Genomic DNA, 24,087 nt, shown 5'->3' on the forward strand with positions numbered 1-24,087 from the left:
CGGAGCCTCCTCTTCGCGTTCATCGAGAACGACTGCTCTCCCCCGATACTCGTACCGACTACCCGTACGTTCCGGATCAGTCGTCGTCGGCAGCCGTATCATCGGGCCCGGAGAGCAGCGAGTCGAGGTCGTCGAACCGGGGGCCGGGGCCGACGAGTTCGCGCTCGGGGTCGTAGCTGACGAGGCCGGCGTCGGCCAGGTGCGGGACGTGGCGGTGATAGAGCGAGAGGTAGACGGTCTCGGTTTCCGCGTCCGGCGGGCTCGCCGGCGATTCGACCCCCTCGCGGGCCACGACGTCGTTCGCGAGGTCGGCCAGCGCGAGCGTCCCCTCGACCTCGGCGAGACAGGCGAGGACCGCCTGGCGTCGGTCGTCGGCGAGCGCCTGGAACAGTTCGTCGCGGTCCTTGGGGGTGTGGTCGGAACTCATCCGTCGACGACCCGGAACTCCGTCGCCCCACAGGTACACTCCCCGCCCATCCCGATGAGCGAGATCGTCCCGTCGCGGAGCTTCCACGCGGCGTACACCGCGGTGCAGGCGGCGCACTTCGCGGCGACCTTCAAGCGGTCGTCCTCGACCGTCATCCGTCCCTCCGCTGCGTAATCCACATCGTCACACCTCCGTAGGACAGGGGGGAGAATAGCGATTCCGAGTCCCGAACCCCCTAGAAGTGTCCGATTCGCAGGATAGTGGGGGTTCGCTCCGATTTCCACACCGGGAGTGGCTCACTCGCCGTCGACCGGCTCGGTCCCGAAGTGGTTGAACGGCTGTCGATGAAGCGTCTTGACGACGTCCGTCGACTCGATCTCGAGGCCGATCCTCGTGAGCCGCGCGCTGATCCGGTCGACCATCTCCGAGTCGGCGCCGACCCCCTCGATGTGGACGTTCGCGGACCCGGTCAGCATCTCGCGGACCGTCACGACCCCCTCGATCCCCATCGCCTCGGCCACCAGCTCCGCTCGCTCCTCGACCGGGGCACAGCAGATGAACACCATGTGGAGCTGGTAACCCGCTCGTTCGTAGTCGATCTCGGGGTGATAGCCTCGGAGCACGCCGTCGGCTTCGAGGCGGCCGATCCGGTTGCGGACGGTGCTGGCCGAGACGCCGATCGCGTCGGCCATCTCGGCGGTGGTGATCGTCCGGGCGTCCTCCTGGAGCAGGTGGAGGATGCCCCGATCGGTTTCGTCGAGTGCGTCTCGTACCATGGTTGCTATCCCTGTGGATGTCGCGGCTACACCCCCGGTTCGACCCGTCTCGGAGCCGGATCGACCGGATCGAACCCTCCGGCCCGTTCGGATTCAACCGACGGCGGGTCGCGGTGAACCCGGGGCATCGTAGACGGTCCCCCGTCGGATCCCACCCGATATGAAACCGGGGGATCTCCGACGGGGTTCCCACAGGCCCCCTCGATCGACGACCAGTGGACAGCGAGGGATCGGACTGACCGATCGGTCGCGGGAGGTGGATACCGTGTCGGGTCCACCCGCCACGGTCGACGGCCGGCTAGAACCCGAACACCGGCACGAACCGGAAGGTGAGAAACGCGCCGATCGTCGCGATGATCGGGACGACGTTCTGCAGGACGATCACACGGGCGGACGCCGATGGGTCGAACAGGTCCGCGGAGGTGGGCATGTCCTCGGGCTCTTCCTCCCCGATCGGCGGCATCGCCTCGCCCTCCGTGTCGCCCGCGAGCGCGCCGAAGGAGGTGGCCGTGGGCTCGCCGCGCATCGCGTCCGAGACCGTGGTCGTCCTCGACGCTCTGCCCCAGCCGAGGCCGACGATGCTCATCGTCGAGACGATCACGAGCTGGACGGGGATCCCGATCGCCGAGAGCAGCGTGACGATCGTCGCGGAGACGACCATGACGATCACCGCGGCGGTGAGCGGGAGCGCGGTGAGGTCGTTACCCATCGTGTCGAGGGTCCGTCTCGCGATCGTGAACGCCCCGATCGCCACGGCGAGACAGGCGACGAGCACGCCCGCGCTCATCGTGAGCGAGCCGCTCCCGACCAGGGGCGCGATCGCGTTCGCCACGTTCGACGCCCCCGAGGAGAAGGCCATGTAACAGCCGATCCCGATGACGACGGCCGACCCCGAGAGCTCTCGCCGCGAGGCGCCGTCCGCGAGGTCGATCGTCGGCAGCGTCCCGGAGCGATCGATCGAGATGAGCCGTTTCCCGTCGGTGTCGATCGCGACCCACCGGTTGATCGTCGGGTAGAAGTACCGCCCGATGACGCCGCTGACCCAGAAGGCCGTGACGGGTGCGACGAGCCACCAGGCGACGATCTGGCCCATCGTCGCCCAGTCGAGCGTGCCGGTCGCGAGGCCCAGACCCGCGATGGCGCCGACGGCGGTCATCGAGGTCGAGGCGGGCACGCCGAAGACGTTGCCGACGAACAGCGCCAGCCCGATGAAAAAGAGCGCGACGATCCCCGTCTCGAGCGTGAGGACGGTGCTCGGGACGAGATCCTCCCCGAGCGTCTCGACGACTGCGGGGCCGATGATCCAGCCGCCCAGAAAGAAGAAGACCGACATCAAGAGCGCGGCGCCGACCTTGGAGACGACGTTCGCGCCCACGCCGGGACCGAAGGAGACGCCGGTCGTCGCCCCGCCGATGTTGTACCCGACGAAGAGGGCGACTACGATACCGACGACGAGCAAGAACTCGCTCACGCTCCGAGCGAGGGACGCACGAGGGTTAAACCGTCCTATCTCCGATCAGTCCTCGACGATCGAGATCGTCCCCTCCGCGTGAACGACGACCTCGTAGGAGTCGAGGGTGAAGACGACCTCCTCGACGCCCTCGGAGCCGGAGCCGGAGAAGAGCGCGTCGAGCGCGTCCACGTCGACGCCCTCGTAGAGCGGCCGTTCCATCCTCAGAGGATCCTGGTCGGTCAGCTCCGCGACCGCCGTTATCAGCGCCGTGCTGACGCGCTCGCCCGGCTTCACCTCGAACGTCCACTCCCTCTCGTCGATCGTCGGCCCGTCGGTCGTCTCCGGTTCCTCGCGTCCGAGCCCATCGCTGGGTGTCTCCGTCCTGTCACTCACGGTCTGGCCTCTGATCGCGATTTCCACTCCGGCTATTTAACAGTTTCAGCTCGGGTGAGTGACAGTACTCGACCGCACTCCACCCGGCGACGCCGACCGAGTGACGGTCGCCAGCGAGAGCAGCCGTCTCAGAGTTCGAGGCGTTCGACGAGGCTGCCCTCCTCGCGGGCGTTGAGCGCGACGATCCGGACGTACTCGTCGAGGCCGGAGCCGTCGAGTTTGGACTTCAGCAGCTCGTCGACCTGGTAGACGCCGGCAGCGTCGGTCATCTCGATCTCGATGTGGACCGGCACCGACCCTCCCGCGCTCAACGAGACGCGCTCGATCGCCTGGCTCGAGACCGTGTTGATCCCGCGACCGCCCTTCTCGTAGGGCACCCGCGAGCGCCCACGCTCCATGTCGAGGCCGTCGGCGACCCGGATGACGCCCGCCTCGTAGGTGAGCGGCTCCTCCGCGGAGTGGTGACAGAGGATCGCGTGGAGCACCTCGCCTTTCACCCGGACGGCATCGGCCACGCCGTAGAACTCCGGGAGGATCCGATCGAGGACGTCGGCGGCGAGCGGGATCGAGTAGTAGGCGTGGTTGTCGCGGTGGACGACGTGGCCGATGTCGTGGAGCACCGCCGCGAGCCCGATGATCACCGCTTCGTCTGCCTCCGCGAGCCCCTGTTGCCGTGCGCCGTTGAACTCCACCCCGCCAGCTTTCAGCAGGTCGTAGAGACAGAGCGCCCGGTTGCGAACGATCTCGATGTGTTTCTTCCCGTGGTCGTTGTACCCCTTTCGTAACACGGGATTGACGTTCTGGGCCTCGAGATACGTCGAGATCTCCTCGTCGTCGTCGACGAACGCGAGCACCTCGTTCAGCCGCTCGTCGGGGAAGGCGTGGTCGGCGTCGGGGTCGAAGTACCGACCGTTTCCGGAAGAGTCGTTCATACCTGCCAGTGCCCGCCGACCGGCAAAAGTTTGCTGTGTGAGGGGGTTACAGACCGATTCGAGCCTCCGCTTCGATCGCTGCCCGCCGCCTCGGAGGGACGGTCGTGGTCTCTAACCGGTGATCGCCAGTACGGGTCGGCGATCACCGGTAACCAGTGACAGCCGTCCGTATCAGAACGACGCCTCGATCGCCGCGTCCAGCACCTCGATCGCCTCGTCGATCTCCTCCTCGGTGACACAGAGCGGCGGCGAGAGGACGAGCTGGAAGGCGGGTCGGCCCGTCCCGACGAGCACGCCGCGCTCTCCGGCTTCCTTCGCCGCCTCGGAGACAGGGTTCTCGTCGGCGTCGTCGACCCACGGGTGGACGAACGCCTCCCCCGTATCCGGATCGGCGAACCGGAGCCCCCAGTGAAGCCCGCGGCCGACCACGTCGCTGATCACGTCGTGCTCGGAGGCGAGGGTCGAAAGCCGCTCCTCCACCACCGGCCCGAGGTCGGCCGCGTTCTCGATCAGGCCGTCCTCGTACTCGTCGAGCGCGGCGTGGGCGGCGGCGCAGGCCACCGGGTGGCCGCCGAACGTCTGGCCCAGGTCGACGCCCTCCTCGCGGGCGAACTCGCCGATCTCGGGGCGCGCGATCACGCCCGCGAGCGGCGCGTACGCGCTCGTCACGCCCTTCGCGAACGTCAGCATGTCCGGCTCCACGTTCTCGGTCCCGATCCCGAACCACTCGCCACAGCGGCCGAAGCCGGTGATCACCTCGTCCGAGATGAGAAGGACGTCGTACTCGTCACAGATCTCCCGGACGCGCGGGAAGTAGCCCTCGGGGGCGGTGTACGCGCCGCTCGTCCCGGCGATCGGCTCGGTGAGCACCGCCGCGATCGACTCCGGTCCCTCGTTTCTGATCACGAACTCGAGGTGGTTCGCCGCCCGCTCGGCGAGCTCCTCGCCCTCGGCGTCGAACGCATCGGGCACCGGCGGGAGGAACTTGACCCCGCCGGTCGTCGCGGCACCGCTGTCGTCGAGCGCGTTCCGCGTCTCCGGGTCGCCCGTCAGCGAGCCGGCGCCGTACGTCGAGCCGTGGTACGACCGCCAGCGGGTGAGCACCTTCCCCCCGCCCGTGTACCGCCGTGCGAGGTGGACAGCCGCCTCGTTCGCCTCGCTTCCCGACACCGAGAAGAAGACGTCCGAGAGTTTGCCCGGACTGATCTCCGCGAGGCGACCGGCCAGTTCGTCGCGCGTGTCGTTGCCCTTCGCGGAGGAGACGTAGGCCAGACGTTTCGCCTGTTCGGCCATCGCGTCCGCGATCCGCTCGTTGCCGTGACCGACGTTCACGCAGTAGAGCTGTGAGACGAAATCGAGGTACTCGTCACCCTCGTCGTCGGTCACTCTCGTTCCGTTGCCCTCGACGAACGTCGGCACGTCGTCGTCCGGCGACGACCAGTGGCGGATCGTCGTCGGCCTCGGCTTCGCTCGTTGTGCCATGGAGTCACAGAGCGAGCGAGAGAGCATTAATCTGCGGGAATCGGTCAGTCGAACCGGTCGCGGTCGTGCTCCGCCGCGAAGTCGAGGTCGGGACCGCGGGCGACGATCCGCGAGGGGTTCACGTCGGGGTGGGTCGTGTAGTAGTGCTCTTTGATGTGGTCCATCTCCACCGTCTCGGCGATCCCGGGCGTCTGGTAGACGTCCCTGAGGTAGTTCCAGAGGTTCGGGTAGTCGACGATCCGCTTCGCGTTACACATGAAGTGGGTGTGGTAGACGGAGTCGAAGCGGACGAGCGTCGTGAACATGCAGACGTCGGCCTCGGTGAGCCGATCGCCCGCGAGGTAGCGCTGGTCCGCGAGCACGGACTCCCAGCGAGAGAGCGCCGAGAAGAGGTCGTCGATCGCCTCGTCGTAGGGCGCCTGTCTCGTCGCGAACCCGGCGCGGTAGACGCCGTTGTTGATCGGCTCGTAGATGGCGTCGATGACCTCGTCGACCGCCTCCCGATAGCCCTCTGGATAGAGGTCGGCCTCGCGGGTGGCGTGGGCCTCGAACTCGGTGTCGAGCATACGGAGGAGTTCGCGCGACTCGTTGTTCACGATCGTTCCCTCGACCGTGTCCCAGAGCACCGGTACCGTCACCCGACAGGTCGCCTCCGGATCGGCCCGGACGTAGAGCTCGCGGAGGTAGTCGACGCCGTGGACCCGGTCGGGGGTACAGCCCTCCCGTTCCGGGGTGAACTGCCAGCCGTCGTCGGCTCGGAACGGATCGACGACCGAGAGCCCGATCGTCTCCTCGAGGCCCTTGAGCGCCCGGATCGCGAGCACCCGGTGTGCCCACGGGCAGGCGTAGGAGACGTAGAGGTGGTACCGACCCGACTCGGCGGGGAACCGAGCGTCGGGGTCGTCCTCGATGCGGTCGCGGAACGTGGTCTCGCCCCGCTCGAACGAGCCGTCGTCGTCCGTGTACTCCCCGGCGTCGGTGACCCACTCCCCGTCCACGAGCTGATTCATATTCCCCCTAGACGCTCCACGCCTAAAGGGGGAGTGGAGCGACGCGTGCCGTCGGGTACCGAGGGACGCGCAACGTACTTACTTTCACCGACCGACCAACGGATATGGATCTGCCACTCCGGCGACGGGAGTTCCTCGTCACCGGAACGGCTCTCGCCGCGTGGACTGCGGGCTGCATGCAGACCGAGGAGGGCGACGAGGAGCGGACGCCGTCGGGGAGCGACGACGACGGCCCGAGCGGGCTATCGACCGAAGCCGAGACGGGGGACGAAGCGCCCACCGAGACCGAAGAACCAGCCGAGACGGAGACGGAGGAACCGACCGAGACTGAGGAACCGACCGAGGTCGAAGAATCGACTGAAACGGAGACCGAAGAGCCGACCGAGACTGAGACCGAAGACCTCCCTGAAACGGAGACCGAGACCGAAGAACCGACCGAGACGGAGACGGAGGAGCCGACCGAGACGGAGACTGACGACGAGGGGACGGGTGAGGAGAACGGGGAGACCGACGACGAACACGGGGAGGCCGACGACGAGGATGCCGACGACGAACCCGAGGAAACCGACGATGAAGAGGAGCCGGAGGGGCCGAGCGCCTCGATCGACGCCTCGCTGGCCTCCGAGGCGGTGCCCAACGGGTACGTCTTCGAGGCCGACGTCGACGAGGGCGACGAACCGATCGGTTCCACCCGGTGGGAGTTCGGCGACGGCAGCGACGGGGAGGGGGAGTCGGTCGCACACGCCTACGACGACCCGGGCGAGTACACCGTCTCGCTGACCGTCGAGGACGACGTCGGCGAGACCGACCGCGTGGAGGAGACGATCACGGTCGAGGAACGCCCCGACGGCCGGCCGATCACGGGACGCTTCTTCCCCGAACTCGTTGGGGTGGACGAAGCCCTCCTGGAGCTCGTCGAATCCCACGACGTCGGCGGGGCGACCGTCGCGGTGAACCACGAGGGCGAGTTCGTCCATTCCCGGGGATACGGCTGGCACGACCGCGAGCGGGGCGGGGCGGTCGCGCCGGACGCGCTCGTACGTATCGCGAGCGTCACCAAGCCGATGACCGCCGCGGCGGTACGACGCCTCGACGCCGAGGGTGCCATCGATCTCGACGAGCCGGCGCTCGATCTGATCGACGTCGAACCGCAGGAGGGCGAGGAGCCGGACGACCGGCTCTCGGAGATCACGGTCGGACACCTGCTCGATCACCGGGCCGGGTGGGACCGCGACGCGACGTTCGACCCGCTCTTCCAGCCGATCGAGATCGCGAACGAACTCGGACTGGATCGGCCGCCGGAGCCGCGGGAGATCGCCCGCTTCGTCCTCGGCCGTCCCCTCCAGTTCGACCCCGGCTCTCGACGCGTCTACTCGAACTTCGGCTACCTGCTGCTCGGCCTGCTGATCGAGGACGTGACGGGGCGGTCGTACGACGAGTACGTGAGAGCGGAGGTGCTCGACCCCGTCGGCTCCGAGGAGGTGGTCCCGGCGCGCAACCTCCCCGAGGACCGACCCGACCGCGAGGTCGCCTACGACGACGGCCGGACCTGCTACAACGCGGTCGACCTCGACCGGGGGGACGACGTCGCCTGTGCGGACGGCGGGATCGACGTCGAGTCGATGGACGCCGCGGCGGGGTTGGTCGCCTCCGCACCGGCGGTCGCCCGGTTCATGGCGGCGTACGAGCTCGACGGCACACAGCGGTCGGGAGCCCCCTCGCAGCGACGGACGACCCACGGCTGGTTCACCGACGGGACGAGCGCGGTCGCCCGACAGGGTTCGGATGGGATCGACGTCGTCGTCCTCTGTAACTCGCGCGTGCCGACCGAGGATCTCGACGACGCCATCGAGACGGCGATCGACCGAGTGGAGTGGCCCTAGGTCAGTGAGTCGAGGTCGAACTCGAACGCCGCGACCGGGAGTTCGAGGTCGCACGCGACGAGCACCCGGGGATGGAGCTCACCGAGGACCCCCACCCGCTCGTCGTCGATCACGACCGCGGCGGATCGGCCCTCGACGAACGACGGGTGTTCGATAGCAGGTGTCTCTAGCTCCGCACCGAACGCCCGGCAGAGCCCCTGGAGTCGTGCCCGCGCGTCCTCGTAGGAGGCGTCCGTCCGGGCGAGGACGCCCGCGACGTGACGTCGCTCCGCGAGGCCCGTCTCCGTCCCCTCCTCGCGCTCCATCACGAGCCCGATCTCCGAGAGCTCCTGCGGGTAGCGCCGGTGGGTGTTGTTCGAGAGCACCGTCAGCAGCGACGGCAGCGCCCACGTCCGGACGATCTCGTACTCCTCGCTGTACGGCTCGCGGATCCGCGCCGGCTCGCCCCCGCCGAGGACCTCCGTACCCGGCTCGACGCTCATCCGGGAGAACGTCGCCTCTTCGCTCGTGAGGTGGAAGTTCAGCAGGTCCTCGAAGCCCATCCCCACGAGCGTCTCCCGCGCCGCGTCCTCCAGTCGGCTCCGCTCGTGACGCCCGCCGACCGTTCCGACGTCGGGATAGCGGGGTACGAGGTCGCCGAAGCCGTAGGCGCGACCCACGTCGTCGACGAGGTCGATCGGGTGGAGTACGTCGACCCGGTAGGCCGGGACCTTGACCTCGTAGTCGGTGAACGCCTCGCTACTCAGCTCCGAGACCCGCGCGTCGAGGCCAGCACGCTCGAAGCAGTCGATCGCCTCCTCGATCTCCAACCCTGTCCCGAGCACGCGCTCGATCCGGTCGTGGGCGACGAGCTTCGACTCGGTCTCGAGGTCGGGACGCAGCAGCTCTCGATCCGGGTAGCGCACCGTGACCTCCTCGATCGTCGCGCCGCGCGAGGCGAGCGCGTAGCAGACGATCGCGAGCATCCTGTCGATCGTCCACTGGTCGGTGCCGGTCATCTCGACCAGCAGTTCCCGCGTGTCGGTCGTCACCTCGGTGCGTCGACCGTTGATCACCGGCGGGAACGAGAACAGCCCGATCTCGTCGTAGATCGCCGGCATCCTCCCGTAGTCCTCGACGATCGTGGCGTACTCGCGGCCGGTCGGATGCTCCGTAAGCACCTCGCCGGGGGTTAGCTCGGCGTCCGAGTCGAGGGGGACGAACCGCTCGCCGTCGGGCTCGACGCCCGTGTAGCGGATCGTCGGCCGGTTCTCGGCCGTCCCGGGGCCGCTTTCGTCCGACCCGTCGGAGGCCGTCCGGGCCGCACGACCTTTCAGCATCGCCAGATCGTGGACCCCGATCGCGCCCTTCGCCCGGCCGCGGCCCATCGTCGCGTGCAGCTTCTCCTGGAGTTGGATCAGCGAGTCGAGCGTCCGCTCGTCGAGCGAGAGTCCCCTGACGATCGCCCCGGTGACGTACGGCCGTTCCTCGGGCACCGACTCCTCGACCTCGATCACCCAGTCCGCGCTGTTCGTCCTGGGGACCGAGATCCCCCGGTCGAGCCCGTAGTGATACCGGAGCGAACGGGCGACCCCCTCGACCGAGAGCCGGTCGAGTCGATCGGGCGCGAACTCGAACTGGAGCTCTCCCTCCTCAGTTTCGCCCTCGTACTCGAGCCCCAGACCGAAGAGGTCGGCTTTCAGCTCCTCATCGTCTTTCTCAGTGCCGGCGAGCGAGCGAAGCTCGTCCGTGTCGATGTCGACGACGGGCATCAGTAGATCGCCTCCGCGTTCCGGAGGAAGTCGATGTCGACGAGCGTGCCGTGGAGGTCGCGGATGTCCTCCGCGCCGGTGACGAGCATCGCGAGGCGTTCGAGCGCGAGCCCCCACGCCATCACGTCACACTCCACCCCGAGCGGTTCGAGGACCTCGGGACGGAACATACCCGAGTTGCCGATCTCGATCAGTTCGCCGGTCTCGGGGTGGTGTCCGAAGAGTTCGAAACTCGGCTCCGTGTACGGGTTGTAGTGGGGTTTGAACTGGATGTCGGTGATGCCGAAGCTCGCGTAGAACTCGGTGAACGTCCCCATCAGGTCCCGTACCGAGAGCTCCTCGGCCATCACCCAGCCCTCGATCTGGAAGAACTCGAGGAGGTGTGTCGGGTCGAGCGTGTCGTTTCTGTAGACCTTCTCGACCGAGAAGTACCGCTGTGGGGGTTCGAGCGTTCCGACCGCGTGTCCGGAGAGGTAGCGCATCGAGAGCGAGGTGGTGTGGCCGCGCAGTGCGATCTCTCTCGCCATCTCCTCGGACCAGGGCGAGTGATACCCCTCTCCGTCCGGTCCGACACCGTCCCTGTGTGCGGACTCGACTCGCGAGAGGAGGTCCTCGGGGAGGTCGTCGATCCGCTCGGGCGCCTCGAGCGAGAACCGGTCCCAGTGCGTACGTGCGGGGTGGTCCTGGGGCATGAACAGACAGTCGTTGATCCAGAAGTCGGCGTCCGCGTGCGGCCCGTCCATCTCCCGGAAGCCCATCCCGATCAGGACGTCCTTCACCCTGTCCGCCGTCTGGCGGAGGACGTGTTTCCGGCCGGCCGGAGCGGTCGCGGCCTCCGCCTCGACGTTGTACGGCGCGAACTCGACCGTCTCCCAGTCACCGGAGGCCGCAGTCTCGCCGGTCAGTAAGTCGGAGGAGATCTCACCGACGGTATCTCGTTCCTCGAGGCCTTCCATCAGTGCGGTGACGCCCTCGTCGGTGAGCTTCACGGATCGGACGGTCCGTTCGGTCCGTTCGATCAGGTCGCGCCGGTCGAGCGCGTCGAGGGTCGCCTCGTCGTCGACTGAGCCGCCCGAAGAGATCGCCGAGAGCGCGGTCGCCTCCTCGTCCTCGCCGGCGTCGGGCGTCGCGGAAAGCTCACCGGAGTCGATCCCGCCCAGTCCTTTGCGTGCGAAGTTCGAGAGCGCGATGTCGACCTCCCCGCCCTCTAGACCGGAGCGGCCGATGATCTCGCCCATCGAAACGGAAGAGTCGTCGGCCCCGAGGTCGAGTGCCGTCTCGTAGAGCCGTCGTTCGGGCAGACCGCTCTCGGCGTAGCTCTCGCCCTCCTCCGTGAGCGTGAGCGTCTCCTCGGTCTCCTCTGCGACCGAGAGCAGCCCCGCCTCCTCGAGGGCGAACGCCGCTCCCGTGATCGTCTCCGGTTTCTCCCCCGTCTCGTCGGCGATTCGATCAATCTCCCGGTACTCCTCGGCGCTCGCCGCCCGGAGGACGGCGACCTGTGTCGCTGGTAGTCTCATTGTCGGTGTCGTTTCGGAGCAGTCGCTTAGCGGTTCCGGACTCCGTGGACGGGTTCACGCGAGACGTGCGCTCGCGATCCGTCGCCCGCAGCTAGGTGAAAAAGCCGAACCCGTCGACGCTCGCGGCCTGCTCGCGTGCGGTTCGGACACCGGTTTCGGGTTCGGAAACCATACGGACGGATTCGGGTATCCGATGATAAACGTTGCCGTGGACGGGCGTCCCTCGGGACGGGCGGCCGCTCGTAGGGATCGTCGTAGAAGCTCATACTCTCTCGATCACGAACCGAACGACACCGGGGACGTGTCTGTCTGAGAGACCCGGTTGGCTACGACGATCCCTTTCAGTGTACATCCGCGATCCGTTCGACGGCGACGACGAGCCGATAGAGGAGGTAGGTCGGGACGACCAGCAGCACGAGTATCAGTGGGACGAGCACCCCGAGCAGGACGTTTCCGGTGAGAACGCCGTACACGAGTATCACGACCGACAACAGGCCCACCGCGAGGGAGAGAGCGGTGGGGAATCCGTCGGTGGAGAGCATCGATATGGGCGGAGTCGATGACGAAGAGCCATGAGTGTTCGGGCCGGTCGAGCATCCCCCGTCCAGTGGTTCGCGTCAGTTCGCGTGTCGGTCGATCAGTTCGGAGAGTACCGTGCGGTCCTGCATTCCGACCAGCCGTTCGACCTGCTCGCCGTCGGAGAATAGCAAGAGCGTGGGCACGCTCCGGACGCCGTACTCCATCGCGATCTGCCGGTTGCGGTCGATGTCCACCTTCGCGACGGCCGCGGGCGAGTCGGCCGCGACGGCTTCCACGACCGGGGCGAGCATCTGACACGGCCCGCACCACTCGGCGTGGAAGTCCACGAGCACGACGTCGTGGTCGGCGACCACCGCCGAGAACTCCTCTCTCCTTCGGATCTCGATCGGTTCGTTCGGTGTCCCCTCTCTCCCCTCTGAAGCGTCCTCGGCCTCAACCTGCGAGACCAACTCCTCTCGCTTCCGTTGCCTGATCGCCTCGATATCGTCCGCGTCACTCATAACGAGCGACTACGGACCGGAGGAGAATAAGTGAACCTCTCGATTACTCCGAGAGGAAGTCGGGGATCACGCGTTTCTCTTCGACCTCGCGTTCGAGGTGCGAGCGGAACGTCTCGGAGTCGACGTCGCTCGCCTCGCGCTCGAAGCGATCACGAACGGAGAGCGTGCCTGCCTCGGCCTCGTTCCCGCCGAGGATCAGCATGTAGGGGACCCGGTCGTCGTGCGCCGTCTGGATCTTCTTCCCGAGCGTCCACGAGCGCTCTTCGATCTCGACGCGGAAGCTCCCCAGTAGATCTGCGACCTCACGGGCGTAGTCGAGGGTGTCGTCGCTCACGGTGAGGATCCGGACCTGTTCGGGTGCGAGCCAGGTCGGGAAGTCGCCCGCGAACTGCTCGATCAGCACGCCCATGAACCGTTCCATACTCCCGAGCAGCGCCCGGTGGACCATCACCGGGCGGTGTTCCTCGTTGTCATCTCCCACGTAGGTCAGGTCGAGGCGTTCGGGGATGTTGAAGTCCAGCTGGACGGTGCCGACGGTCCACTCCCGACCGATCACGTCGCGGGCGTCGAGACCGATCTTCGGGCCGTAGAAGGCGGCTTCGCCCTCCTCGAGTTCGTACTCCAGTCCCGCCTCCTCGAGGGCGTCGCGGAGGGATTCAGTCGCTCTCGACCAGATCTCGTCGCTGCCGACGGCGTGCTCGCCCTTCGTCTCCAGCTTGTAGATCACCTCGAAATCGAACTCGCCGTAGATCTGTTCGATCACCTCGAGCGTGCGCGAGATCTCGGCCTGGATCTGGTCCTCGCGGATGAACGCGTGGCCGTCGTCCTGGGTCATCCCACGCACTCGCAAGAGTCCCGAGAGCTCGCCGGACTGCTCGTTCCGATAGACGTTGCCGAACTCGGAGAACCTGACCGGGAGGTCCCTGTAGGAGCGGACCTGCTGGTCGTAGATGTAGGCGTGGTTCGCACAGTTCATCGGCTTCAGACCGTACTCGGTGGCGTCCTCTCTCTCCCCGCCGGCGCTCGCCTGGTGCCACGCGAACATTTCGTCGTCCTCTTTGAACGCGTCGTAGTGACCCGTCGGCTTCCAGAGTTCGGCCTTGTTGAGCTCCGGCGTGCGGACCTCCTCGTAGCCGAGGTCGTCGTTTTTCACCCTGATGTACTCCTCGAGCTCCCGGCGGATCCGCATCCCGTTCGGGTGGAAGTGGACACAGCCCGGCGAGTGACTCGGCACCGAGAAGAGGTCCATCTCGCGGCCGATCTTCCGGTGGTCGCGCTCTTTGGCCTCCTCCCGGCGTTCGAGGAACGCGTCGAGTTCCTCCTCGGTCGGGAACGCGGTGCCGTAGACCCTGGTCAGGGATTCGTTGTCCTCGTCGCCGCGCCAGTAGGCCGCGCTCATCTCCAAGAGCGCGAAGCCGCCGATCTCGCCGGTGGAGGCGACGTGCGGGCCGCGACAGAGGTCGCGGAACTCTCCCTGCTCGTAGAAGCTGATCGGGTCGTCGCCGGCCGCCTCCTCGTCCAAAATGTCGAGTTTGAACGGGTTTTTCTCCTCGTGGTAGTGTGCGATCGCCTCCTCTCTCGGGAGTTCGACGCGCTCGACGGGGAGGTCGGTTTCGATGATCTCGTGTGCCTCGGCCTCGATCGCTTCTAAGTCCGACTCGTCCAGGTCGACACCGTGGACGTCGTAGTAGAATCCCCGGTCGGTCCACGGGCCGATCGCGAGCTTCGCCCCGGGGTGGAGTCTGAGCAGCGCCTGGGCGAAGACGTGGGCGGCGGTGTGACGCAGCGCGTCCGTGTACTCGTCGGCGGCGTCGGTGACGATCTCTATCTCGACGTCGCGCTCGATCGGCTGTTCTCGCGCCACCAGCTCGCCGTCGAGTTTGCCCGCGACGGTGTCGCGACCGAGGCCTGGTCCGATCTCGTAGGCCACGTCCTCGACGGTGGCCCCGGATTCGACCTCGAGCGTCGAGCCGTCGGGCAGCGTCACGGTCACGCTCATACCTACAGAGAGCCGAGGGCGGGTAGATAAGGATTTATACAGCGAGGGCCCGGCTTCGCCTCGTGGCGAACCGTTCTCCGCCAGGTATAACGAACGATCGTTACAAACGACGATCGACGTAGATACCTTTATGAGAACGAGCGATGTGCGACCGTCTGAGTCCTTATGGGTGGACGAATCAACGGCGTCACCCCGGGTGACCGAAAGCGTGTCGAGGAGCTGCTCGCGGGGGTCGGGGGGCGAGAGTTCGTCAGATCGGTCGAGATCGCCGAGGAGCTCGGGCTCTCGACGCGGGCCGCCGGACGGACGGTCGCCGCGCTCGCCGAGGCGGACTCGATCGAGGAGATCCGCATCGAGGAGTGGTCGCGCGGGCGAACCGGCGGGACCACGTGGCTGGTCGAGCGCGACGGCACCGGGAGCCGACCCTGAGACAGTGCTCCGAGTGGATCGGGGATCGGCGACCGGAGAGCGCCGCCGTGGTCGGTTCGGCCCGCGAGAGCGGCGCGTTCTGGCCGACCCACGGATGCAAAAAGCCTATAATCGCGACCGGGTTACGCTGAGGTAGCAATGACGATAGAACCCCTGCCGCTGTTCCCGGGCTTCCCGGGGGGGATCGAACTGGCCGTGATCGTGCTGATCGCGATCCTGCTGTTCGGCGCGAACAAGATCCCGAAGCTCGCCCGGTCGACCGGACAGGCGATGGGCGAGTTCCAGAAGGGCCGTGAGGAGGTAGAACAGGAGCTGGCCGAGATGCGCGACGGCGCGACCGGCGCGATCGAGGGCGACGACGACTTCGGCGAGCCCGAGACCGACGACACCGAGGCCGAACCCGAGATCGGCACCGAAGAGCAGGTCGAGGCCGAACCCGAGACCGAAACCGAGACGTCGACGTAGTTTTTTCCAGTCGATCCCCGGGGACGTGTGGCCTAGTGGATAGGGCGAGAGGTTCCTAACCTCTCGATCGCGGGTTCGAATCCCGTCACGTCCGTCGTGGTCGCTCACGTCCGTTCGCGACCGCGACGGACACAGGGATTCGAAGTACGGAACGAGCTAGTGTCAGCGAGCGAAGTTCAGGTGGATCGAGTCCCGTCGTGTTCGTCGTCTGTAAACGTCCTCCCCAGCCACCCGGACGAACGTGACGGAGTAGACCGACGGTACACCACGACCGGAGAGTCCGCCTTGATCGGACGGGAACCGGCCGAGAGTAGCGAGAAGGCTCATACCGGACCCTGCGAGTGTGATACGTATGGTCGCTGAACCGGAAGGGATCGACCCCCGGAGCGGCATCGGACGCCTCCGACCGCCGGCCGCTGCGGTGAGCGCACCTCCCGACCGAGTTTTGTCTCGATCAGCGGAGAGTTCAGATGGCGGCGTCCTCTCTCGACTACCGGGCCTCGGCCTTTCACTTCCACACGTTCTTATCGCCCCTCTAACCTATAATTATGTTTTGTACTATGTTTTAGCAGAAGGTTTTTTCTTCGGTCGGGACCAGTGTCGCTGTAATGGCTATCGACGACGGTGACCGGACCGGTCCCGCACAGTTAGAGGGGGAGGTGGCGGCGGAGTCCGCGGAACGGACGGTTCCGTCGGTCAGCGTCGACGAGTACACGTGGGCGGAGTTCATGGACGAACACGGCCACGGGGAGGAGGTCGACGCGCTCTACGAGGGGCTCGTGCGGTCCGACGGCTCCCGGACGGTCCCGAGCGGATCGGACTGGGACCGGGTTTCGTTCGATCCCGAGCGCTACCTCGGCTACCACCCGGATTCGCTCCCCGGGAGGCTGACCGAGGCCGCGGGGACGGCCGGGAGACGCTGGCTGGAGGCGCTACGATACATGGACCCGGCGTTCGTCCCCGTCACGAAGGGGATCTACACCTGGGAGCACTTCAAAAAGGAGTTCTACTACACCGACGAGGGACGGCCCCCACGGGACGAGGAGGGTCGCGTCGTGCCGTTCGACCCGACCGAGTACCTCGGGTTCTCCCCGGAGGACACCCCCGGGGTGTGCTCGAACGGGGAGAACGTCGCCACGAAGCTCGCGGAGGTAGTCGAGGAACGGACGGTCAACGTGAGAGAGGAGCTGGACGAGGACGCTTTCTTCTCCGGACCCGGCGGCGAGACGACGATCACGAACCGCTACGACCTGGAGAAGGCGGTTCCCCTGCCGAAGAAATCGCACTTCCACGAGGTCGACCGCTACTGGGTGAACAAGCCCTACGCGTTCGTCGTGATCTTCCACTCGAAGAAGGAGAACGAGAAGAAGTACTACCTCGTGGAACCGCACCTCACGCCGATCGAGGGGGAGCTACTGGAGTTCCTCACGGGGAAGCTCAGGACCGCGATCAAGTACGCCGGCGACGACGTGGTCGTCCGGGGGAGCGAGGAGGAGCGTCGCGGGGTGATCGACCGCGAGACACGTCGGCTGCTCGATCGGTACGACCTCGCGACGGGCGAGAGCGAGGCGATCGGCGACCGGGTCCGGGAGTTCTTCGGGAGCGACGAGGCAGGCGTCGTCGAGCGACTGAAACGTCTCGTCTCCGGCGAAGAGCACCCCGAGGGGCGGGTCGTCGTGGGTGCCGAGCCGGTCCGACCGGAGCCGGCGCTGATCGACGAGGACGCGGAGACGCTCTCGCCCACACAGATCGAGAAGCTGCTCTACCGGCTCAAACGCGACTTCATCGGGTATCAGCGGATCGACGGAATCAAACACGACATCAACGTCGAGGACATCTCCTGCGACGGCTACAACTCGCCGGTGTTCGTCTACCACGGCGAGTACGAACAGGTCATCACGAACGTCTTCCACGGCCAGGAGACGCTCGACGACTTCGTCGTCAAACTCGCCCAGCGCTCGGGCAAGGGGATCAGCAAGCGACAGCCACAGGTCGACGCGACGCTGCCCGACGGCTCGCGGGCACAGCTCACGTTGGGTCAGGAGGTCTCCGATCACGGGACGAACTACACGATCCGGCAGTTCAAGGACGTCCCGTTCACCCCGGTGGACCTGATCTGCTGGCACACGTTTAGTTTAGAAGAGATGGCCTTTCTCTGGCTCTGTATCGAGAACAACAAGAGCCTGATCTTCGCGGGCGGGACCGCCTCGGGGAAGACGACCTCGCTCAACGCCGTCTCGCTGTTCATCCCCTCGAAGTCGAAGATCGTCTCGATCGAGGACACCCGCGAGGTCGAACTCCCCCAGCGCAACTGGATCGCGAGCGTCACGCGCGCGTCGTTCTCCGAGGACGACGGCGGCGGGGTCGACGAGTTCGACCTGCTCGAGGCCGCGCTCCGCCAGCGCCCCGAGTACATCGTGATGGGCGAGATCCGTGGCGAGGAGGGCCGAACCGCGTTCCAGGTGATGTCGACCGGGCACACCACCTACACGACGTTCCACGCCGATTCCGTCGGCGAGGTGCTCAAGCGCTTTACGACCGAGCCGATCAACGTCTCGAAGACGATGTTCACGGCGCTCGACCTCGTCTCGATCCAGACGTCGACGCGCGTGGAGGGTCGGAAGGTCCGACGAAACAAGACGCTCACCGAGATCAACCACTACGACGCAGAGAACGACGAGATCAACGTCAAGGACGTCTACCAGTGGCAGGCCGAGACCGACGAGTACTTGAAGACCGGCGAGTCGAACACCGTCGAGGAGATCTGTTTCGACCGTGGCTGGAGCCGCGAGGAGCTCGACGACGAGCTGTTCGAACGCGAGGTCGTCATCGCCTACCTAATCGAGAACGGGCTGAACGAGTATCGCCAGGTCGCGGCGACGTTCCAGGCCTTCATCAACGATCCCGAGACGATCATGACGCTCATCGCGAACGACGTCTTGGAGGAGAGTCTCACCGACCTCAGGGAGATGGAGAGCGTGTTGATCGACGTCGACCCGGAGAAGGAGGCGCTCGTCCCCCGACCGGACCCGGACGAGAAGACCCGTGCGCTCGCTCGAGAGATCCTCGCACGCGCCGAGGAGGAACTCTTCGGGGAGTACGAGGGGAAGGTCCCGGAGGGGCTCGCGAGCGCGCTCGACGCCATCGAGACGAGCGAGGACGTCGTCGTCGGACCCGGACTCGACGACGGTGTCGCCGTTCCCGGTCTCCCGGAGGGAGCGCCTTCCGCGCTCGACGAGGGAGAATCGAGTGCCGATCCCGATGAACCGGACGGAATCGGATCGGACGAGGATACGGACACGAGTACGGACCGATCGGAGGCTAACGAACGTCTCGGAGGCGATAGCGAGGACGGAGACGGCGATACAGCGGACGACGGGGCCGCGTTCGAGTTCGGCGGGGACGAGGACGGGTTCGAGGGCGCGCGTCCCGCGGAGGAGCCGTGAGCCTCGACGTCGGCTCGTCGGGGGAGTTCGGGGCCGACGCCCTCGGGGACACGTTCTACCCGCTCTACCGGTGGGTCTTCTCGGAGGACAGCACGTTCGTCGCTGACGTCGACCGCAAACTCAGCGAGGCCCGGATGGCCGACACGGTCGAACTCTACCTCTCGCGTGCGCTCGCGATCGGCACGCTCTCGGGCGGAGCGCTCTGGGTCGTCGGAACGCTCCTGGGATACCTGCTGTTCGCTACAGGGCTGGTCCCGATCGACACGCTGATCGGCATTCCCGCGCCGAACGAGGCGCTCCTCGAACTGATGATCGCGATCCGGATCCCGTTGCTGATCCTCGTCACCGGTCTCGTCTTCGGGAGCCTCGGCTTCGCCGCTGGCTTCGGGGCGCTGCTCGTGGTTCCCTACTCGCGAGCCTCGGCCAGGGAACGCGAGATCAACATGCTGATGGCCGACTCCGTCGCGTTCATGTACGCGCTCTCGGTGGGAGGGATGAACCAGCTCGAGATCCTCGAGGCGATGGCCAGAGCCGACGACACCTACGGCGAGGTGAGCTACGAGTTCAAGTCGATCGTCCAGGAGACCGAGTACTTCGACACGGACTATCGAACCGCGATCAGGAACCAGGCGATGGAGACCCCCTCGGACGAGCTGAGTCAGTTCCTCACGGACATGCTCTCGATCGTCAACAGCGGCGGCGACCTCTCGCGCTTTCTCGAGGACAAGAAGGACAAACACATGCGGACTGCGAAACAGGAACAGGAGCTCACCCTCGAAACGCTCGAGCTCTTCGGCGAGATGTACATGACGCTCTCGCTCTTTCCGCTGTTGCTCATCATCATCCTCGTCATCATGAGCATGCTCGGCGACGCGGACGAACTGATGCTCTACGGCACCGTCTACGCGCTGATCCCGCTCGTCGGTGCTGGCTTTCTCGTGCTCGTCTCGACGGTGAAACGCGACGAACCCGGCGACGGCTACCTCGTCCCGGACGGGGGGAGCGCACACCTCGCCGACCCGAACCGGAACCCGCTGTTCGACCTCGGACTGATCGAGAGATTCACCGGCGAGTACGGGGTCTTCGACCGGATAAAGCGCAGAGAGAGGGGATACGAGTTCGGCGAGATCCTCCGCCGCCCGCATCACTTCCTCCGCGACTTCCCGCTGTACACGCTCGCGCTCACGGTCCCGCTCTCGCTCGTTCTGGTGGGGGTGGCTGCCGCGACGGGGTCGGCTCCCACCACCTGGCAGGGCTTCATCAACCAGCCCGTCTGGTCGACGTTCGTCTGGGTCTACGTACCGCTCTACCTGATCGGCATCCCGCTCGCCGTGTTCTACGAGTGGAACCAGCACTCCCGCCACGCGATCACGAAGGGACTGTCCGACGACCTCAGGAAGCTCTCGAGCGCGAACGACACCGGGATGACGCTGCTCGAATCGGTCCAGGTGGTGTCGGAGACGTCCTCCGGGAAGCTCGCCAGGGAGTTCGAGACGATGCACGCGAAGGTGAACTACGGGACGAGTCTGAAAGACGCACTGATCGAGTTCAACAACCGCTATCACATCCCTCGGCTCGCCCGGACGGTCAAGCTCATCAGCAAGGCCCAGGAGGCCTCCAGCCAGATCACGGCCGTCCTCACCACAGCGGCGCAGGCGAGCGAGAACCAGGACGACATCGACCGCGAACGCAAGTCCAGAACCAGGATGCAGGTCGTCATCATCGTGATGACGTATCTCACGCTGCTCGCGGTGATGGCGATCCTGAAGACGCAGTTCCTCGACGTGATGAGCGGGATGACCGACCAGGCCGCGAACGGCGACGCCACAGCGGACGTCGGCGGTGGCGGACCGGACTTCGGCGGCGGGATCGACACGGGCCTCCTCAGCGTGATGTTCTTCCACGCCGTGACGATGCAGGCGATCCTCTCGGGGATGATCAGCGGCTACATGCGCGACGCGAAGATCGTGAGCGGCGTGAAGTACGTCATCGTGCTCGTCACGATCGCACTGGCGGTCTGGATGGTGGTCGGATGAACGCGCGCGGACAGACCGGGATCGACTTCCTCGTCGGCGCGACGGTGTTCCTGATCGCCGTCGGTTTCGTCTTCGCGTTCGTCCCGTCGATGTTCGCACCGTTTTTCACCGGTGGCACCGGCGACACGCTCACCGCCGACCGGGCGGCGACGCAGTTGGCGGAGAAGGAACTGGTCGTGGATCCCTCGTCGCCCGCTGTTCTGAACGAGTCGAGTGTCGATGAGTTCTTCGAGGGGTGTACGGACGAGGAGGACGAAGGGCAGTACGTCGCGGACGAACTCGGGCTCGGAACCGATCGAGTGCAGGTCGAACTGGGCAACGACTCCTGTGGGGACGACCCGCCCGCTCGCTCCTCGGTGACCGTCTCCCAGCGCTACGTCTCGATCGACGAAGACCACCACACGCTCACCGTGAGGGTCTGGTCATGAACCGGGGGCAGGTCCACACGCTGGAGGCGTTCGTCGCCGCGCTCTTGCTCGTCGGCGGGCTCATCTTCGCCACGCAGGCGACGGCGGTGACGCCGCTTTCGGCCAGCACGTCGAACCAGCACATCGAGAATCAGCAGCGGGCGGTCGCGACCGACCTGCTCGCGGTGACCCACGAGGACGGCTCGCTCGAGGAGGCGCTGCTGTTCTGGAACGACACCGAGGACGGGTTCGCCTACACCGGAGAGAACCGGCAGTTCTACACCGACGATCCGCCCGAGGAGTACGCTCACCCGCTCGCAGACCCGCTCTCGGAGGCGTTCGGCGGTACGCAGGTCGCGTACAACATCGACCTCATCTACCAGAACTCGGAGGACCCCGCGAACACGAGCGAGCAGGAACTGGTGGAGATGGGCTCGCCGAGCGACAACGCGGTCGTCGCGAGTCGGACGGTCGTGCTGTTCGACGGGAACGGGGTCAGCGCCGGCGACAACGAAGGAACAGCTCTCTCGGAACTGGAAGACGGCGAGTTCTACGCACCGAACGTCGACGAAGACGGCGAACTGTACAACGTCGTAGAGGTGAGGATCACCGTATGGCGGATGTGAGTCGACTCCGCCGATCGGATCGCGCGCAGTTCATCCTCGTCTCCGGGCTGCTCATCGCGGTCGTTCTCGTCGCGCTCGTGCTGTTGCTGAACGCGACGATCTACACCGAGAACGTCGCGACCCGCGGGGTCGACAGCGGGGCGAACGACGCGCTCCAGTACCAGGAGACGCTCTCGGTCGGTATCGTGGGACTGGTCGAAGAGGAGAACCAGCGAAACCACTCGGAGTGGGGGGATATCGAGGCGAACGTCAACCGGGGCAACGCGGTCCTGACTGACCGACTCGAACGACAGTACGTAGAACGCGGCAGTGTCGTGACAGCGGAGGTTCGCATCGACCCCGGTGTTCGCGTGTGGCAGGAGGAAACCGGGGAGTTCGACGACGGGACGATCGCGAGCAATGTCACCGAGGTTCGCTCGTTCTCGATCGATTCGCACGAACTCCCCGAGGACAACGAGTCCTTTCAGATTGTCGTCCAGAACGGCTCCGACGAGTGGGTGCTGTCGCTCTATCAGGAGGGCAACGAGGTCGTCGCAGAGGCGGAGGCCGGGACCTGCTCGGCAGACGTCGAGGAGATCACCCCTCACGATCCCGACTGGTGCAACGGCGACTATGTGTGGGCCGACGGCGTGGACGAAGGCTACGAGATCGACTTCGTGAACGGGTCAGCCACGAACGGGGAATACGAACTCGTCGCCGACGGGGTCGGTGGTGACGGGATCGAAGCCAACCAGACCGCGTTCGTCTCCAGCGCGACGATCGACCTGACCTATCGCTCCTCGCGGATCGAGTATTCGACGAGCGAGAGCCTCGGTTGGGAGGCACCGCGATGACCGATCGCGCGGTCTCCGTCGCGGTCAACTACGTGCTCACGCTGCTCATCGCGACGGTGCTCCTCGGCGGGCTCGTGATGGCTGCCGGTGGTGTGATCGAGTCCCAGTCGAACAACTCGGTCCACGACGAACTGGGCGTGATCGGCGAGCGCCTCGCGGCCGATATCGAGAGCGCGGATCGGCTGCGCGCTGCTGGTGGCGAGGACACAAGCGTCTCGGTCCGGAGCGATCTCCCGAACCGGGTCTCGGGAACGAGCTACACCATCGAGGTGAACGGAGATGAGGAGACCATCACGCTCGGTTCGCAGAATCCGGAAGTGACCGTGAGGGTCTCCTTCGCCGTGGAGAACGTCGAATCGACACGGGTCCGCGGAGGGGCAGTGGTGATCGCTTCGAAGGATGGAAAATTGGAGGTGCGAGAGTCGTGATGGACGACCGTGCGGTGAGCGAAGTGGTGGGCTACGTGCTGGTGCTCGCGCTCGTCGTCACCACGATGGGTGTCCTGTTCACTACAGGGTTCGGTACGTTGCAAGACGTCCAGCGGGCGGAGCAGGTGAACAACGTCGAGCGGGCGTTCGACGTTCTCGACGCGAACTTACAGGACATGTACAGGGAGGGTGCGCCGAGTCGGGCGACCGAGATGCGACTCGTCGATGGATCGCTCGGGTTCGGCCAACCCACGACGATCGACGTCGCACAGGACGGAGAGACCATCGGCAACCTCACCGTTAGTGCCTACCCGATCGAGTACGACAGCGGTGACGGAACACAGATCGTCTACGCTCACGGTGCCCTGATTCGGGCCGAAGGCGACGGCAGTGTCATGCTCGCGGAGCCGAACTTCGTCCTCGACGACGACCACGTTGTCGTCTCCGGGGTGAGGACACGACCGCTGTCCGATTCACCCACCAGTATCGACCGGACCGGAACCGTGTTGATCGGTGGCGAACACCTGCGAACCGATACCTCGACTAGCGAGTCGTCGAATGAACCGCTGACCATCACCGTCGAAACCCAGCACGTCGACGCGTGGGAGGGATACTTTCGGGAGCATGAAGACCGAGGGATCGGAGACGTCGTAGAGCGGACCGACGACTCGGTAACGTTCCAGATCGATCACGACGACTACGAGACGGCGTCGGTCGTTCGGCCAGTCATCAGGATAGCGTTCAGAAACTGAAT

Annotated in this window: 23 protein-coding genes and 1 tRNA gene; 11 read left to right on the forward strand and 13 right to left on the reverse strand. The window is 66.0% G+C overall.

The window, feature by feature from the left end; translation table 11 throughout:
* Positions 1-76 precede the first annotated feature (76 nt).
* From V2L32_RS13140 to V2L32_RS13175, 8 genes are all read right to left on the reverse strand, one after another.
* Positions 77-427, reverse strand: a complete 351-nt coding sequence (locus V2L32_RS13140) for a DUF7344 domain-containing protein (protein WP_331232888.1) — start codon at positions 425-427, stop codon at positions 77-79.
* Positions 424-606 (reverse strand): hypothetical protein, encoded by a 183-nt coding sequence (locus V2L32_RS13145; RefSeq protein WP_331232889.1) that lies wholly within the window; start codon positions 604-606, stop codon positions 424-426. Before V2L32_RS13145 ends, V2L32_RS13140 begins: the two co-directional genes overlap by 4 nt.
* 117 nt (positions 607-723) lie before the next feature.
* Entirely contained in the window at positions 724-1,203 is a 480-nt protein-coding gene (locus V2L32_RS13150) for an Lrp/AsnC family transcriptional regulator (protein ID WP_331232890.1), read from the reverse strand.
* Between the two features lie 298 nt (positions 1,204-1,501).
* A complete protein-coding gene (locus tag V2L32_RS13155) occupies positions 1,502-2,674 on the reverse strand; it encodes an inorganic phosphate transporter (protein ID WP_331232891.1) in 1,173 nt (390 codons plus the stop codon).
* A gap of 45 nt (positions 2,675-2,719) precedes the next feature.
* The gene (locus V2L32_RS13160; RefSeq protein WP_331232892.1) at positions 2,720-3,049 is read right to left on the reverse strand and encodes a HalOD1 output domain-containing protein; all 330 of its coding nucleotides are present in this window, start codon (positions 3,047-3,049) and stop codon (positions 2,720-2,722) included.
* Positions 3,050-3,177: 128 nt separating this feature from the next.
* Entirely contained in the window at positions 3,178-3,981 is an 804-nt protein-coding gene (locus tag V2L32_RS13165; RefSeq protein WP_331232893.1) for an HD domain-containing protein, read from the reverse strand.
* A 171-nt stretch (positions 3,982-4,152) separates the two neighbouring features.
* Entirely contained in the window at positions 4,153-5,463 is a 1,311-nt protein-coding gene (locus V2L32_RS13170) for an aminotransferase family protein (protein ID WP_331232894.1), read from the reverse strand.
* A 44-nt stretch (positions 5,464-5,507) separates the two neighbouring features.
* A complete protein-coding gene (locus tag V2L32_RS13175) occupies positions 5,508-6,473 on the reverse strand; it encodes a glutathione S-transferase family protein (RefSeq protein ID WP_331232895.1) in 966 nt (321 codons plus the stop codon).
* A gap of 104 nt (positions 6,474-6,577) precedes the next feature.
* Here V2L32_RS13175 and V2L32_RS13180 point away from each other — a divergent pair, with 104 nt between their 5' ends.
* Positions 6,578-8,356, forward strand: coding sequence for a serine hydrolase (locus tag V2L32_RS13180; protein WP_331232896.1), 1,779 nt, complete (start codon positions 6,578-6,580; stop codon positions 8,354-8,356).
* Here the strand turns inward: V2L32_RS13180 and pheT are convergent.
* The 5 genes from pheT to thrS all read right to left on the reverse strand — a co-directional run bounded on the left by pheT (position 8,353) and on the right by thrS (position 14,663).
* A complete protein-coding gene (gene pheT, locus V2L32_RS13185; protein WP_331232897.1) occupies positions 8,353-10,107 on the reverse strand; it encodes a phenylalanine--tRNA ligase subunit beta in 1,755 nt (584 codons plus the stop codon). The genes V2L32_RS13180 and pheT overlap by 4 nt on opposite strands.
* On the reverse strand, positions 10,107-11,624 hold the full coding sequence (gene pheS / locus V2L32_RS13190; RefSeq protein WP_331232898.1) for a phenylalanine--tRNA ligase subunit alpha: 1,518 nt from the start codon (positions 11,622-11,624) through the stop codon (positions 10,107-10,109). Before pheS ends, pheT begins: the two co-directional genes overlap by 1 nt.
* Positions 11,625-11,965: 341 nt before the next feature.
* Entirely contained in the window at positions 11,966-12,166 is a 201-nt protein-coding gene (locus V2L32_RS13195; RefSeq protein ID WP_331232899.1) for a hypothetical protein, read from the reverse strand.
* Positions 12,167-12,241: 75 nt separating this feature from the next.
* The gene (gene trxA, locus V2L32_RS13200; protein WP_331232900.1) at positions 12,242-12,664 is read right to left on the reverse strand and encodes a thioredoxin; all 423 of its coding nucleotides are present in this window, start codon (positions 12,662-12,664) and stop codon (positions 12,242-12,244) included.
* A gap of 43 nt (positions 12,665-12,707) precedes the next feature.
* Entirely contained in the window at positions 12,708-14,663 is a 1,956-nt protein-coding gene (thrS, locus tag V2L32_RS13205; RefSeq protein ID WP_331232901.1) for a threonine--tRNA ligase, read from the reverse strand.
* A gap of 165 nt (positions 14,664-14,828) precedes the next feature.
* Between thrS and V2L32_RS13210 the strand changes: the two genes are divergently transcribed.
* The 10 genes from V2L32_RS13210 (at position 14,829) to V2L32_RS13255 (ending at position 24,085) form a co-directional block, all read left to right on the forward strand.
* On the forward strand, positions 14,829-15,092 hold the full coding sequence (locus tag V2L32_RS13210; RefSeq protein ID WP_331232902.1) for a hypothetical protein: 264 nt from the start codon (positions 14,829-14,831) through the stop codon (positions 15,090-15,092).
* A 138-nt stretch (positions 15,093-15,230) separates the two neighbouring features.
* On the forward strand, positions 15,231-15,557 hold the full coding sequence (locus tag V2L32_RS13215; RefSeq protein WP_331232904.1) for a twin-arginine translocase TatA/TatE family subunit: 327 nt from the start codon (positions 15,231-15,233) through the stop codon (positions 15,555-15,557).
* 21 nt (positions 15,558-15,578) lie between these two features.
* Positions 15,579-15,651: transfer RNA gene (locus V2L32_RS13220), tRNA-Arg, on the forward strand.
* Positions 15,652-16,165: 514 nt separating this feature from the next.
* Positions 16,166-19,003: a type II/IV secretion system ATPase subunit gene (locus V2L32_RS13225; RefSeq protein ID WP_409348371.1), complete on the forward strand. Its 2,838-nt coding sequence runs from the start codon at positions 16,166-16,168 to the stop codon at positions 19,001-19,003.
* Positions 19,000-21,039 carry a type II secretion system F family protein gene (locus V2L32_RS13230; RefSeq protein WP_331232905.1) on the forward strand — a complete coding sequence of 680 codons (2,040 nt, stop codon included), beginning with the start codon at positions 19,000-19,002 and terminating at the stop codon, positions 21,037-21,039. The genes V2L32_RS13225 and V2L32_RS13230 overlap by 4 nt, the downstream gene beginning before the upstream one ends.
* Positions 21,036-21,467 carry a DUF7287 family protein gene (locus V2L32_RS13235; RefSeq protein WP_331232906.1) on the forward strand — a complete coding sequence of 144 codons (432 nt, stop codon included), beginning with the start codon at positions 21,036-21,038 and terminating at the stop codon, positions 21,465-21,467. The genes V2L32_RS13230 and V2L32_RS13235 overlap by 4 nt, the downstream gene beginning before the upstream one ends.
* Complete coding sequence (locus V2L32_RS13240) at positions 21,464-22,072, forward strand: DUF7288 family protein (protein WP_331232907.1); 609 nt, start codon at positions 21,464-21,466, stop codon at positions 22,070-22,072. The genes V2L32_RS13235 and V2L32_RS13240 overlap by 4 nt, the downstream gene beginning before the upstream one ends.
* Positions 22,060-22,905, forward strand: a complete 846-nt coding sequence (locus V2L32_RS13245) for a DUF7261 family protein (protein WP_331232909.1) — start codon at positions 22,060-22,062, stop codon at positions 22,903-22,905. The genes V2L32_RS13240 and V2L32_RS13245 overlap by 13 nt, the downstream gene beginning before the upstream one ends.
* Positions 22,902-23,333, forward strand: a complete 432-nt coding sequence (locus V2L32_RS13250) for a DUF7266 family protein (protein ID WP_331232911.1) — start codon at positions 22,902-22,904, stop codon at positions 23,331-23,333. The genes V2L32_RS13245 and V2L32_RS13250 overlap by 4 nt, the downstream gene beginning before the upstream one ends.
* The gene (locus V2L32_RS13255) at positions 23,333-24,085 is read left to right on the forward strand and encodes a DUF7289 family protein (RefSeq protein ID WP_331232912.1); all 753 of its coding nucleotides are present in this window, start codon (positions 23,333-23,335) and stop codon (positions 24,083-24,085) included. The genes V2L32_RS13250 and V2L32_RS13255 overlap by 1 nt, the downstream gene beginning before the upstream one ends.
* Positions 24,086-24,087: the final 2 nt, after the last annotated feature.

Source organism: Halalkalicoccus sp. CGA53 (genome assembly GCF_036429475.1).
Taxonomy (GTDB): Archaea; Halobacteriota; Halobacteria; order Halobacteriales; family Halalkalicoccaceae; genus Natronorarus; species Natronorarus salvus.